This window comes from Shinella fusca, assembly GCF_014203155.1.
GTDB classification, from domain to species: Bacteria; Pseudomonadota; Alphaproteobacteria; order Rhizobiales; family Rhizobiaceae; genus Shinella; species Shinella fusca.
In genome coordinates this window covers 1-12,378 of record NZ_JACHIK010000023.1, presented here as the reverse complement: position 1 = coordinate 12,378, position 12,378 = coordinate 1, and the positions used below count along the sequence as shown (strand labels likewise).

Annotated in this window: 13 protein-coding genes, 1 pseudogene and 2 riboswitches; of the genes and pseudogenes, 7 read left to right on the top strand and 7 right to left on the bottom strand. The window is 59.2% G+C overall.

The features are described 5' to 3' along the window. Positions 1-19: 19 nt before the first annotated feature. From HNQ66_RS21490 to HNQ66_RS21480, 3 genes and pseudogenes are all read right to left on the bottom strand, one after another. A complete protein-coding gene (locus HNQ66_RS21490; protein WP_184146615.1) occupies positions 20-415 on the bottom strand; it encodes a (R)-mandelonitrile lyase in 396 nt (131 codons plus the stop codon). Positions 416-447: 32 nt separating this feature from the next. Continuing rightward, positions 448-846, bottom strand: a pseudogene (locus HNQ66_RS21485) (cyclophilin-like fold protein); the annotation flags it as partial. A 47-nt stretch (positions 847-893) separates the two neighbouring features. Further along, positions 894-2,084, bottom strand: coding sequence for an MFS transporter (locus HNQ66_RS21480; RefSeq protein WP_184146613.1), 1,191 nt, complete (start codon positions 2,082-2,084; stop codon positions 894-896). A gap of 164 nt (positions 2,085-2,248) precedes the next feature. Between HNQ66_RS21480 and HNQ66_RS21475 the strand changes: the two genes are divergently transcribed. Beyond that, positions 2,249-3,157 (top strand): LysR family transcriptional regulator, encoded by a 909-nt coding sequence (locus tag HNQ66_RS21475; RefSeq protein WP_184146611.1) that lies wholly within the window; start codon positions 2,249-2,251, stop codon positions 3,155-3,157. Positions 3,158-3,853: 696 nt separating this feature from the next. On the opposite strand, the gene HNQ66_RS21470 is transcribed toward HNQ66_RS21475, so the two are convergent. Continuing rightward, the gene (locus HNQ66_RS21470) at positions 3,854-4,741 is read right to left on the bottom strand and encodes a LysR family transcriptional regulator (RefSeq protein WP_184146609.1); all 888 of its coding nucleotides are present in this window, start codon (positions 4,739-4,741) and stop codon (positions 3,854-3,856) included. Positions 4,742-4,743: 2 nt separating this feature from the next. After that, positions 4,744-5,580, bottom strand: a complete 837-nt coding sequence (locus HNQ66_RS21465; protein WP_184146607.1) for an acyl-CoA thioesterase — start codon at positions 5,578-5,580, stop codon at positions 4,744-4,746. A gap of 98 nt (positions 5,581-5,678) precedes the next feature. Beyond that, positions 5,679-5,888: riboswitch (cobalamin riboswitch) on the bottom strand. A gap of 380 nt (positions 5,889-6,268) precedes the next feature. Here HNQ66_RS21465 and HNQ66_RS21460 point away from each other — a divergent pair. The 6 genes from HNQ66_RS21460 to HNQ66_RS23730 all read left to right on the top strand — a co-directional run bounded on the left by HNQ66_RS21460 (position 6,269) and on the right by HNQ66_RS23730 (position 11,551). Further along, complete coding sequence (locus tag HNQ66_RS21460; protein ID WP_184146605.1) at positions 6,269-7,252, top strand: DUF1852 domain-containing protein; 984 nt, start codon at positions 6,269-6,271, stop codon at positions 7,250-7,252. Positions 7,253-7,279: 27 nt separating this feature from the next. Then, complete coding sequence (locus tag HNQ66_RS21455) at positions 7,280-8,308, top strand: methionine synthase (RefSeq protein WP_184146603.1); 1,029 nt, start codon at positions 7,280-7,282, stop codon at positions 8,306-8,308. 26 nt (positions 8,309-8,334) lie between these two features. Next, positions 8,335-8,835 (top strand): flavin reductase, encoded by a 501-nt coding sequence (locus HNQ66_RS21450; protein ID WP_184146601.1) that lies wholly within the window; start codon positions 8,335-8,337, stop codon positions 8,833-8,835. A 528-nt stretch (positions 8,836-9,363) separates the two neighbouring features. After that, positions 9,364-9,581: riboswitch (cobalamin riboswitch) on the top strand. A gap of 243 nt (positions 9,582-9,824) precedes the next feature. Then, a complete protein-coding gene (gene nrdH, locus HNQ66_RS21445) occupies positions 9,825-10,046 on the top strand; it encodes a glutaredoxin-like protein NrdH (protein WP_184146693.1) in 222 nt (73 codons plus the stop codon). A gap of 9 nt (positions 10,047-10,055) precedes the next feature. Then, on the top strand, positions 10,056-10,454 hold the full coding sequence (nrdI, locus tag HNQ66_RS21440; RefSeq protein WP_184146599.1) for a class Ib ribonucleoside-diphosphate reductase assembly flavoprotein NrdI: 399 nt from the start codon (positions 10,056-10,058) through the stop codon (positions 10,452-10,454). Further along, entirely contained in the window at positions 10,451-11,551 is a 1,101-nt protein-coding gene (locus HNQ66_RS23730) for a ribonucleotide reductase N-terminal alpha domain-containing protein (protein WP_281396994.1), read from the top strand. Before nrdI ends, HNQ66_RS23730 begins: the two co-directional genes overlap by 4 nt. 3 nt (positions 11,552-11,554) lie before the next feature. On the opposite strand, the gene HNQ66_RS21430 is transcribed toward HNQ66_RS23730, so the two are convergent. After that, positions 11,555-11,752 (bottom strand): hypothetical protein, encoded by a 198-nt coding sequence (locus HNQ66_RS21430; RefSeq protein WP_184146597.1) that lies wholly within the window; start codon positions 11,750-11,752, stop codon positions 11,555-11,557. A 97-nt stretch (positions 11,753-11,849) separates the two neighbouring features. Beyond that, entirely contained in the window at positions 11,850-12,059 is a 210-nt protein-coding gene (locus tag HNQ66_RS21425) for a sunset domain-containing protein (RefSeq protein WP_246434374.1), read from the bottom strand. Positions 12,060-12,378: the final 319 nt, after the last annotated feature.

Genomic DNA, 12,378 nt, shown 5'->3' with positions numbered 1-12,378 from the left:
ATAGTCCTTGTGGATTGTTTCAGGCGCGGTAGTCGACGTCGCTGACATGCTCCAACCAGTCGACGACCTTGCCGTCCTTGACCTCCTGGAGCGCGATATGGGTCATGGCGACATCGGGCGCGGCGCCATGCCAGTGCTTTTCGCCCGGCGCGAACCACACGACGTCGCCGGGGCGGATCTCCTCGACGGCGCCGCCCTCGCGCTGCACGCGGCCGAGGCCGGAGACGACGATGAGCGTCTGGCCGAGCGGATGGGTATGCCAGGCGGTGCGCGCGCCCGGCTCGAAGGTCACCTGCGCGCCCTGCACCCGCTCGGCGTCGAACGGGTTGAAGAGCGGATCGATGCGCACCGTCCCGGTGAACCAGACCTCCGGCCCCTTTGCCGAGGATCGTGTACCTGCCCGTAGAATGTCCATGGTCGTTCTCCTGTCTGTTCGCCGACAAGGGTTATTTGAAGCGGGAAAGCTCCCCGCGTCAGCAGGGGCTCGAAGCTGCCATCGATGCGGCCGAGCCGGATCAGTCCGCGGGACCAGCGATATCCCGCGTAGAAGAAGGCGAGATTGCCCCATGGAGCATAATAGCAAAGGTCTCCCGGCAACTCGTTGCCGAATGGACCGCTGCCGTCTTCGGTAAGCTTGCGAGGCAGGTCGCCGATCTTTTCATTGTTCGAATAGTTGTCGATGGTCAAATCGTGGAGCGGCAGCATGGATGCGAAGTCGCAGGCGGACGGATTGTCCTCCAGCGTTGCCGTCATCACCTGATCGTCGACCGCGATGCGAACCTTCATCGGCGCTTTCCCTTCCGCTTTCGTCTCTGTCGTTATGCCGAGCGGGGTGGATACCGCCATCGCGAACACCGCCTGCATGGCTGTCCGGCGGGTGACGAGGTGCGGCGTCATGCCGGGTTCCTTTCGTTGTCATGGGCCGCGGCGGCAGCGGCAAGTGCCGACCCGGCCAGCAGGAACGCAGCGAGAGCGAAGGCGCTCCACCAGCCGAACGCATCGAACAACAAGCCGCCGAGCGCCGCACCGAGGGTAATGGCGAGCTGGATGACGGCGACCTGCGAGCCGCCGCCGGCTTCCGCGTCGTCGCGCAGGGCGCGGCTCAGCCACGTACCCCAACCGACCGGCGCAGCCGTGCCAAGGAAGCCCCAGCCGACGAGGAGTGCTGCGACGGCGATGGCGGAAGTGCCGAGTGCGATCATCGCGGCCGCCAGCAGCGCCATGACGAGCGGGATGGCGATGACGAGGCTGTAGAGCCGCGTTGCCAGCAGGTACCCGATAGCCCAGGTGCCGGCGACGCCCGCAAGGCCCATAAGAAGCAAAAGTGCCGAGAGCGTCGAAACGCTGACACCGGTGACGGCTTCGAGAAACGGCCGCAGATAGGTGAAGAGGGCGAACTGGCCCATGAAGAGCAGGAAGACCGACGCCATGCCGAGCGCCACCTGTCGGCGCCCGAGCAGCCGGAAGACGCTGCCCGGCCTCTTGTGTCCCCGCGGCGGCAGCGACGGCATACCGGTCCATTGCCCGGCCAGTGCCAGCAAGGCAAGCGGCACGACGAGGAAGAATGCGCCGCGCCAGCCGGCATAGTCGCCGAGAAGGCTGCCGAGCGGCGCGGAAACGGTCGCTGCAATGGCATTTCCGGCGTTGATCATCGCCAACGCCTTCGGCACGGCCTCTTCCGGCACCAGCCGCATGACGATGGCCGTCGACATCGACCAGATACCGCCGATTGCCACACCAAGCAAAGCACGGCCGAGCATCAGCACCGCGTAGGTCGGCGCGGCCGTCACGATCAGGCCGGAAGCGACAAGCAGCAGCGAGAAAGCGAGCAGAACGCGCTTGCGGTCGATGTTCCGTACGAGGCCGGCGATGAACAGGCTAGTGACGACGGCAAAGAGGCCGGACACCGATATTGCCTGACCGGCGCGGCCCTCCGTGATACCGAGGTCGCCGGCGATCGGCGTCAGGAGGCTGACGGGCATGAATTCCGAAGCGATGAGGACGGCGACGCACAGCGCCATCGAGAAGATTGCGCCCCAAGCCGCCTGCGGCCTCGCCAGTCCATCGTCATGGGTTGCTTCCATAGAACGTGCTTTCCACGGGATATCGGGCCGGTGCGAGAACCGCGCAGCCCTGTTGGCGGAGAGATAGCATCATGAGATTGCCAGGATTAGCACCTTCAATTCGCTTGAACTTATCGACTGACGCCATAAATCGGGCTAGGTTATTCCTGATCGAAAGAGCGGCGATGCGCGAGAACTTCAATGACCTTCTATGGTTCCTTGTCGTGGCGGAGGAGCGGAGCTTCACGAAGGCCGCCGCCAAGATCGGCATTACCCAGTCGACCCTGAGCCACACGATCAAGCGACTGGAAACGCGCATGGGCCTGCGGCTCCTGGCCCGCACCACGCGTAGCGTTTCGACGACGCAAGCCGGTGAGCGGCTGCGCCAGTCGCTGGCCCCGCGCGTAGCCGAGATCGAGACCGATATCGCGGCGCTGACGGCCTATCGCGATACACCGTCGGGGACGGTGCGCCTGACCCTCTCCGACCATGCGCTCGACTGGCTCGTCTGGCCGAAATTGCAGCGGGTCCTTGTCGGCTATCCAGATCTCAAGGTCGAGTTCAGCCGCGACAACGGTTTCCGCAATATTGTCGAGGACGGGTTTGATGCCGGCGTCCGGCTCGGGGAAACGGTCGAGAAGGACATGGTGGCGGTGCGCATCGGCCCGGACTGGCGATGGGTCGCCGTCGGCGCGCCGGCATATTTTGCGGCGCGCGGCGTCCCGCAGGCGCCGCAGGACCTGGTGCATCACAACTGCATCTGCCTGCGCCTGACCACGGCGGGCGGCCTCTATGCCTGGGAGTTCCAGAGGGATGGCCGGGACATACGTATGCGCGTCGACGGCCAACTCACCTTCAATTCGACCCTGCCGATGGTCCAAGCCGCCATAGCCGGCTACGGCATCGCGTATGTGCCGGAAGATATCGTGGCCGTGCATGTTGCCGCCGGCCGGCTGCGGATCGTCCTTGCGGAATGGTCGCCGCCTTTCACCGGCTATTATCTCTACTATCCGAGCCGCCGGCAGAATGCGCCGGCCTTCAAGGTCCTTGTGGACGCCCTCCGGCACGGCGCGGCTCATGCCGACGCAGGTTAGCGCTCCTCCACGAAGTCCTCGTTCCGCTTTCGCCGGATATGCGGCAGTGTGGCATGTGCGCTTTCCTGAATGATTATCTCACCATACAATACAGGGGGGCGTTTCAACCCTTGCCTCAAGGAACTGCTTTCATGCAACGCATTCGGTTTGGGAGCCCGGTTCGAAGCTCTGGTGCAAACACCGGATGGCGTTACGTTAGATGGTGATTTCGCTCGGCAAGCTAGCAATGACGCGGCATGTGCGATGCGTGTTCGGATGCGCGCATGCTTTCTTTCAGCAATGCGCGTCTTCTGGATCTATGAACTTAGCTCGAATGGTATCTGGAGAGCGGCCGGCTGGTGCGCGTGCTCGGCGCATGGACGCTGCCGCTGCCGCTGCCCGCCTATCATCTCTACTATCCAGCCGTCCCATTCTTCGGCGGCCTTCAGGCTCTTCGTCGAGGCGCTGCGGTACAGACACCGCCGAGCGTCCAAGACAACGCGCACCGCAAGGCAGGAAAGCGAATGACGGGCGATTGATATTCCCTTCTCTCTACCGGTAGCAAAGCCGATCAGAAGCCCGTTGCCTGTGGTCGTCGATTCAGATTCCTTCAAGCGCTTTTGGGATGTGCCGGCTGGTTTTCGTTTCGCCCGTAATCGAATTTGCCAATCGAAATAGGCACTCCCCAACAGCATTGCCAACAAAGACACCGCCGCGTCAGGCCGATATATGGCGGGACGTCGCAAGAAACGCGGCGATGAAATCGACGGTGTCGTCGCCGTCTCTTAATCCAAGGTGAATGCTTTTCTGAATACCGCTCCGACCAATCCGAACGGGGCAGACACCGAGCGCCGCTGCTTCTCGGCGCACCAGCCAGTTCGGAATGGCGCTAACCCCACGCCCTGCCGCCACGAGCTGAAGCATCATTTCCGTCGTCTCGACATTGCGGTGATGGCGTGCGCGGCAATTAGCGGGCACGAGGAATTGCGTGAACACATCCAGTCGCTCCTGCGGCACCGGATAGGTGAACAGCGTCTCGTCCAGTAGGTCCGCCGGTTCGGCATGGTGTTTCAGCGTCAGGCGATGATCGGCCGGAACGGCAAGCACCAGTTCATAGTCGAACACCGGAACATACTGAATGCCGGGCGTCTCGATCGGATCCGGCGTAATCAGGATATCGATTTCGTACCCCGTCAGCGCTGCCACACCGCCGAAAGCAAATGATGTCTTCAGTTCCAGGCCTACATCCGGCCAGTCCATGAGATAAGGCTTCGTGACACTCATCAGCCACTGGTGGCACGGATGGCATTCCATGCCGATCCTGAGCGAGCCTCGCTGGCCATGGCGATAATCTGACAAGACATCTTCCGCCCTTTCAATCTGGGGCAGAACGCGCTGCGCCAGCGTCACGAGGTAGCGGCCGGCTTCGGTAAGGCGAAGGTTGCGGCCATCCTTTTCCCACATGGCCACGCCGTAGCGCTCCTCCAGCTTGCGGATCGTATGGCTGAGAGCCGACTGGGAGACATTCAGCCGCTCCGCCGCAGCCGTGAGGCTCCCCAAACGATTGACTTCACGCAGGATCGATAGATGTTGCCTGTCCAGCATGGTTAGGCCCACCCTTGGTCAAAGGGACGTGCGTCCGCCGTGGCGCTATCTTGGACTGCAACCGGCCGGTGATCTTTGTCGACGGCGACCATGGTGAAACACCCGATTGCTGTAACGTGTCTTTCGCCCGTCAGAAGGTCCTCGGACCAAAGCTTCGTCTCTATGGACATTGAACTGCGCCCCACGCGCTTGACGCGTGCCTCCGCCTCGACAATTTCACCGATCTTGATTGCTCGTGCGAAGTCGATACGCTCTGATGAAGCGAGGACGACCAGCTTGCCGGAGTGGCGCGACGCTGCGACGAATGCAGCTTTGGTCATGTAGGCGATTGCCTCGCCCCCGAACATCCGGCCCACGCTGTTTGCCTGATCCGGAAAGACGATGTCGACCATGGCAACGGTGTCGGCGTTGCCCAGGGGTGTCGCTGGGACCAATTCGGGCAAGGCATGGCTTGCGGCGTGGCCGTCTTCCGGTTTCGCCACCATATGGAAGATGCCGCGCGTACAGGTGTGTCGCTGACGGCCGACGATGGTCTCTGCCGCCATCTCGACCTCGACCGTGAGGGAACGGCGTCCAGCCTTGACCGGTCTGGCGGTGAATTCAACGATATGCCCGATGCGTGCGGGTTGCCTGAAATCGATGCGCTCGCAAGAGGCGGTCACGAAGGGCGCCCGCCTGAACCGGGTTGCCGCGATGAACGCTACGCGATCCATCAGCGCAAGCCCGGCTCCGCCGAATAGAGTGCCGTGGTGGTTGGTATCTCCGGGAAAGACAATATCGATGAGACTGGTTGTCGAGCTGTGCTCGGCAGGCCGGTCTATGGTCGTGATGTCTGTCATCTGCGCTGCCTTCAGGTGCGGCCGGGCAGTGGCATGACGCAAAGACGACGGCACGGGAGGGCTCATCGCGAAAGCGGCACTCCGGGACACCCCGCCCGTGGACGTTATCTATCGCGGCAGGTCTCCTGGCTTGCGGGTCATCGCTTTCGTCCGTCTTCCCGAGGCAGGCCTCAGTGACATGGATGGACGTTCGCTCGCCGCTTACAGTTGCGGGGGCAGCCTCGGCTTCAGACTTTGATCAAAGCCCTCACCGAATTCCCTCTTAGCTCCGGACTTTCATCCGTAGAACCACGATGACGAACCAATGTCGCATGTTGCCGGAGCGGTCAAGGCGCCTGCCGGGGAGGCGTGGCGGCTGTGTGGGACGTTCGCTGCCCCGCGGCCATGTCCCGCCGGACTGGGCGCTGACGGGCTTTCGCGCCATTCGATACGGACGGCGGCACGCAAGATGCCGTTTCCCGCAATTCTTGTCTCTGGCTTCGACCTCAAATCATGAACACAGCTCATGCTTCCGTGAGTTAATACCATTTTTTCTCGATCGATCTCTGAGGCATAAAACGCGCACCACTCCTATGTATGGACGGCGTGACCGCTGTCGACTGGGAACAAGAAGATAAAGTCCGATCTATCCTGAGATAATCGTCAAAAGTTTCAGGTTTTATCTTATAAATTAGGGTGCGTTGTCACGATGAGCAGTGATATAGACTTCCATATTAAGGCGGTTCAATTTGATGAGGAATATTGTCCTTCGGAAAATACGCGCATCACGACCAATTTTGCCAATTTGGCCAGAGGCGATAGCCGCCGCGAGAATCTGCGAAACGCCTTGAGGATGATTGATAACCGTTTCAACGCCCTGGCGCATTGGGACAACCCCAAAGGCGATCGTTATTCCGTCGCGCTCGAAATCATTTCCGTCGAGATGAATATTGGTGCCGGAGGCAATAGCGATGCCTTTCCGCTCATTGAAATCTTGAAAACAACCGTCGTCGATCACAAAACGAACGAACGTATCGACGGCATCGTGGGGAACAATTTCTCCTCTTATGTGCGTGACTACGACTTCAGCGTGTTGTTGCCGGAGCATAACAAAAATCGACCGGAGTTCAGCACGCCACTTAATTTTGGCGATCTGCATGGAAACCTGTTCAAATGTTTCCTGAACTCAAATGCTTACAAAGAAAATTTCAGCAAGCCGCCAGTCATATGCCTAAGCGCATCAAGCAGCAAAACCTATCATCGGACGGACAATCATCATCCCGTACTGGGCGTCGAATACAAACAGAGCGAATTCTCCTCGACCGACGCATATTTCGGGAAGATGGGATTGCAGGTTCGCTTTTTCATGCCGCCCAACAGCGTTGCGCCTTTGGCTTTTTATTTCCTCGGCGATCTGCTCGATGACTATACCAATCTTGAGCTCATCAGCACCATCAGCACGATGGAGACTTTTCAGAAGATCTATCGGCCCGAGATTTACAACGCCAATTCCGCGGCGGGCGCCTGCTATCAGCCTAACCTGAAGCACCAGGACTACTCGTTGACCCGCATTGTCTACGATCGAGAAGAACGTAGCCGGCTGGCCATTGAGCAGGGGAAGTTCGCCGAGGAGCACTTCATCAAGCCGTACAGGACTATTCTTGAGCGATGGTCTGCCAATCACGCTCGCTGACGAGCCAAAAACAAAAGGTTGCCTGTCATGAAAACACTGTTGCCCACGTCAACCGCCGGCAGCCTGCCCAAACCCTCGTGGCTTGCAGAACCTGAAAAGCTTTGGTCGCCCTGGAAGCTGCAGGACGAGGCACTGATTGAGGGAAAGCAGGATGCTTTGCGTTTGTCGTTGGATGATCAGCGGCAGGCAGGCATCGATATCGTCAGCGATGGCGAGCAAACGCGCCAGCATTTCGTCACGACATTCATCGAACACCTCGACGGGGTCGATTTTGAAAAACGCGAGACCGTCCGAATCCGGGATCGTTATGATGCGAGTGTCCCCACGGTCGTCGGCGCCGTGTCTCGCCAGAAATCGGTTTTCGTCGAAGACGCCAAATTTCTTCGTCAGCAGACCAAGCAGCCCATCAAGTGGGCTCTGCCGGGTCCCATGACGATGATCGATACGCTTTTTGACAGCCATTATAAGAGCCGTGAAAAGCTGGCCTGGGAATTCGCCAAGATCCTCAATGAGGAGGCGAGGGAGCTGGAAGCAGCCGGCGTCGATATCATCCAGTTCGACGAGCCCGCTTTCAACGTCTTTTTTGATGACGTGAATGACTGGGGCGTCGGCACGCTGGAAAAAGCAATCGAAGGTCTCAAATGCGAGACCGCGGTCCATATCTGCTACGGCTACGGTATCAAGGCCAATACGGATTGGAAAAAGACCCTGGGGTCCGAGTGGCGGCAATACGAGGAATCCTTCCCCAAGTTGCAGAAATCCAGTATCGGCATGATTTCCTTGGAATGCCACAACTCTCACGTTCCGATGGATCTCATCGAGCTTGTTCGAGGCAAGAAAGTGATGGTCGGGGCCATCGACGTGGCAAGCAATACCATTGAAACTCCAGAGGAAGTGGCCGCGACCCTGCGAAAGGCGCTTCAGTTTGTCGACGCGGACAAACTTTGCCCTTGCACGAACTGCGGGATGGCGCCCCTGTCCCGCGGTGTCGCAAGAGGCAAGCTGAATGCCTTGGCTGCGGGTGCGGAAATCGTCCGAAAAGAGCTTTCGGCCTAAGTACCGGCTGAGCAGAGGAGGCCGACATGAACATGGTGAAGCACGGCTTCGATATCGTGGACAAGGCCACGTTTCGCAGCGGCATGTCTCGTTTCGGCTCCACGGTCAATGTCGTCACCACCCGATACGGCGGGAAGCGTTACGGCTTTACGGCCTCGGCCGTCTGTAGCGTCAGCGACACGCCGGCAACACTTCTCGTCTGCATCAATCGTGCGAACTCGTGCTTTCATGCCTTTGAGAACGCGCGCCATTTCTGCGTCAACACGCTGATGCCGGGTCATGAGGATATATCGAATGTCTTTGCAGGAAAGCCGCCGACGGCGGATCGATTTATGCTTGGCGACTGGAGAGAGGGCCTTACGGGGACCCCAGTCCTTGTCAACGCCTCGGTCAGCTTTGAATGCGAACTCGACAAGGCCGTCGATGAGGCAACTCACCGCATTCTCTTCGGGCGTGTGATCGATGTCCGTGAGAATGAAGATCGGGCAACGTTGCTCTATTGCATGCGTCGCTATCTCAAGGGGTAAGCCATCAAGTCGGTGCGAAACGACCAAACCAATACAAAATGATGCAAGTAACCTTCCCGCCTCCATCGGAATCCTTCCGAAGCAGATACCGACGGTCGGCGAACCGGGCGCTTTTCTGCCGCACCGCATTCACGCTTATCTCACCGACATCGGCTCGGTCGGAACCGATGGAGAAATGCTGACGGCGGCGCAGAGGCTTCAGGGGGTGGGATGCAGATGCATACCGGTCCCGCATCTTGCCGTGCGCCGGATTTCCTCGAAGCCTGCGTCGGCCGGCCGTCTTCCGGCGAACTGCGCAGGGCGGCAAACGAACGAAGAGGTTTGCCCGATGCTTCGACACAGGCCATCTTGCCATGGGGCAAACACACTGCCGTATCTTTATGGCCAACGGCAGAGGACGTGCGCGCTCCCTGCATTGCTTGTCGTGGATGACATCAGGCGCCCCCGGTTATCCACAGTCGATAGCGACAATTTACATTTCATTTCACGGCAATCGCCCCACCAGTTGACCTAAAATTTATATGGACTACCATATCTTGTGTACGAGGTTCCTTCGATTCGAAAGGATTGAAGGCTAAGACGGGAATCCGGGGCGGCCATGACGGCCGCGACGATCCGGAGCTGCCCCCGCAACTGTAAGCGGCGAGCATTCGTTCGAGTAAGCCACTGAGGCGCAAATGCCTTGGGAAGGTGAATGGATGCCGCGACCCGCAAGCCAGGAGACCTGCCTCGTCCATGAACGTCCACGGGCGGGGTGTCCGGCGGCGAGCGTTGGTTGCGCAATGATGCCGCCACGTCTCCCGAATGCCTCGCATGAATTGCTTCGGGGTGAAGTCATGTCGATCCTGTTTCCAGCCTATCCGCGCGAGTAAGCGGCACTTCGCGTTCGGCCGCCCAGCGGTGGTCGCCCATCCATTTCCACTGCAACGAGCGGCCATCGGCGGATGGCCGAACGATTTCTCATGCCCATAGCCAATCACGAGGAAACCATGTCCATCACCGTCTATTCCAAGCCGGCCTGCGTTCAGTGCACCGCGACCACCCGCGCGCTCGATCGCCAGGGCATCGACTACAGCGTCGTCGATATTTCCGAGGATACCGAGGCTTATGCGCTCGTCCAGCAGCTCGGCCATCGCCAGGTTCCGGTCGTCATCGCCGGGGAGCGACATTGGGCTGGCTTCCGCCCGGACATGATCAGCGCGCTCGCCTGAGTCCGGTCGATGGCCGCGCTATTCTATTTCTCCAGCCGGTCGGAAAACACCCGCCGCTTTGTGGATAAGCTCGGCGTTGCGGCCCTGCGCCTGCCGGTCGATGCGGCCGGGGCGCCGCCGGAGGCCAAGGAGCCTTTCGTGCTGATTTCGCCGACCTATGGCGGAGGCGGCGAGAAGGGGGCGGTGCCAAAACCGGTGATCCGCTTCCTCAACAATCCGGTGAACCGTAGCCTGATCCGCGGCGTCATCGCGGCGGGCAATACCAATTTCGGCGCCGGATATGCCGTCGCCGGAAACATCATCTCCGCGAAATGCGCGGTGCCGTTCCTCTACCGTTTCGAGCTGCTCGGCACGAAAGAGGACGTCGACAATGTCAGACAGGGGCTGGAACGATTTTGGACACGATGACGATAGAGAAACCGGCGAAAACGCCGGAAATCACGGCGCTGGACTACCATGCGCTGAACGCGATGCTGAACCTCTATGACGAGAACGGAAAGATTCAGCTCGACAAGGACCGGCAGGCTGCCAAGCAGTATTTCCTCCAGCACGTCAACCAGAATACCGTCTTCTTCCATAACCTTCGGGAGAAGCTCGATTACCTGGTGACGGAGGGCTACTACGAGCAGGAGGTGCTGGACCAGTATTCCTTCAACTTCGTGCGCGATCTCTTCGACCACGCCTATGAGAGGAAGTTCCGCTTCCCGACCTTCCTCGGCGCCTTCAAGTACTACACGTCCTATACGTTGAAGACCTTCGACGGGAAGCGCTACCTTGAGCGCTATGAGGACCGCGTCTGCATGGTGGCGCTGACGCTTGCTCGCGGCGATGAGGCGCTTGCCCGGAATCTTGTCGACGAGATCATCTCCGGCCGCTTCCAGCCGGCGACGCCCACCTTCCTCAATGCCGGCAAGAAGCAGCGCGGCGAGCTCGTCTCGTGCTTCCTGCTGCGCGTCGAGGACAACATGGAGAGCATAGGCCGGTCGATCAATTCGGCCCTCCAGCTTTCCAAGCGCGGCGGCGGCGTGGCGCTGTCGCTCACCAACCTTCGCGAAATGGGCGCAATGGATTCCTCCCAAAAAAGGACAACCAATGGGCGTCCCACCCTGCCGCTGAATTTCAATGAAATCGCTGATAGATATCAATCTCCAAGCCCATCATTGGTAGAATTCTATGTCAAATTGCACACCATGCGTGCAATTAATTACCATTCATTAATCGCTCTTGCGCAAAGTGACGGTTGTAACTATCGTTCAGGTTGTGTAAATTCCATCTACCGAGGGAATGACATGAGCACGAAACTGGAACTGAAATCACACCCTGTCATCGACCACAGAACGCCGGATGACAGCTACATCACGCAGATGCTCCGTGAGCTTGCGATCCAGGCCAAGTTGAGAAACACGGAGCTTGCCTATTTTATCGAGATGGCGGCTGCCTGTTCGCAGGCGGTCGACGAAAAAGAAGGCCGCGCTCGGCGCCAGGGCCTGGTTGTTTCGGCGTAACGACTATTCAGCCACGCAGCGTTTTTGAGTTGTGGTTGCCACGTCTTCATCATGAGCCTGCGGGCGATCCAGGGACTGCACGACCTTCCGGTGTTTCTTGATCGCCTGCACCGCTTCTTCCGGCGTCAATCCATCGCGCATGGCATAGCGCGCGACCCCCATGGCCAACCTCATCTCAGCTTCGTACTTGGAGCGTGTCATGAGTTCTCTCTAATCGGAATACGCGAAATCTCTATCGATTTCGCGGATAAGTCAACTGTCTGAACTTATCGATTAGATCCGGGTTCTGCCGGGCACATCAGTATCCGGCCCGTCTCCAGCCTGCGGCCTGTGCATCGGCTTCGGAGCAAAACCACCGTTCACCCCTTGTGTAGGTGATACGGGTGTCTTCGTAATAGTGTTGGCCTGGAACGTGATAAATTCGCTGACCGCCGTTGTACGATACGTTGCCCTTGATATTGCAGCTCGGGTCGTAGATCTCGCGCGGGATGAGGGAATACCCGCCCATAGCCAGGAAGCTGGTGACCGACGCGCCAATGACGAGGTAGATGAAGTTGCTCATGCTGGCAGGATAACCGAGGGGCGTTTCCCATCTGTTTCGGCGTTACGTAAAGTTGTAGAGGCTGAAACGAGAAAGCCTGCCGGTGACGGCGAGCCGATAGTGCTTACAAAAATTCCAAGCCGCCTAGCAGGCTGTCACGCGTTGAGCATTCGCAATATCGACTCTGGCAGATCGCTTGTCTTATGACTTTCTGCGCCGGACGGGCGAATATGAACCGCTGCGAGAGGGTTGCCTCCCTCTCTCAGCGGCGAGGGTCGGATCGTTG

What these genes read in the sequence shown, in the direction of transcription:
- HNQ66_RS21475 (WP_184146611.1), top strand. Translation starts at nt 2,249, where the DNA reads ATGCGCGAGAACTTCAATGACCTTCTATGGTTCCTTGTCGTGGCGGAG.
- HNQ66_RS21455 (WP_184146603.1), top strand. Translation starts at nt 7,280, where the DNA reads ATGAAAACACTGTTGCCCACGTCAACCGCCGGCAGCCTGCCCAAACCC.
- nrdI (WP_184146599.1), top strand. Translation starts at nt 10,056, where the DNA reads ATGGCCGCGCTATTCTATTTCTCCAGCCGGTCGGAAAACACCCGCCGC.
- HNQ66_RS21490 (WP_184146615.1), bottom strand. Translation starts at nt 415, where the DNA reads ATGGACATTCTACGGGCAGGTACACGATCCTCGGCAAAGGGGCCGGAG.
- HNQ66_RS21465 (WP_184146607.1), bottom strand. Translation starts at nt 5,580, where the DNA reads ATGACAGACATCACGACCATAGACCGGCCTGCCGAGCACAGCTCGACA.
- HNQ66_RS23730 (WP_281396994.1), top strand. Translation starts at nt 10,451, where the DNA reads ATGACGATAGAGAAACCGGCGAAAACGCCGGAAATCACGGCGCTGGAC.
- HNQ66_RS21425 (WP_246434374.1), bottom strand. Translation starts at nt 12,059, where the DNA reads ATGGGCGGGTATTCCCTCATCCCGCGCGAGATCTACGACCCGAGCTGC.
- HNQ66_RS21450 (WP_184146601.1), top strand. Translation starts at nt 8,335, where the DNA reads ATGAACATGGTGAAGCACGGCTTCGATATCGTGGACAAGGCCACGTTT.
- HNQ66_RS21470 (WP_184146609.1), bottom strand. Translation starts at nt 4,741, where the DNA reads ATGCTGGACAGGCAACATCTATCGATCCTGCGTGAAGTCAATCGTTTG.
- HNQ66_RS21460 (WP_184146605.1), top strand. Translation starts at nt 6,269, where the DNA reads ATGAGCAGTGATATAGACTTCCATATTAAGGCGGTTCAATTTGATGAG.
- HNQ66_RS21480 (WP_184146613.1), bottom strand. Translation starts at nt 2,084, where the DNA reads ATGGAAGCAACCCATGACGATGGACTGGCGAGGCCGCAGGCGGCTTGG.
- nrdH (WP_184146693.1), top strand. Translation starts at nt 9,825, where the DNA reads ATGTCCATCACCGTCTATTCCAAGCCGGCCTGCGTTCAGTGCACCGCG.
- HNQ66_RS21430 (WP_184146597.1), bottom strand. Translation starts at nt 11,752, where the DNA reads ATGACACGCTCCAAGTACGAAGCTGAGATGAGGTTGGCCATGGGGGTC.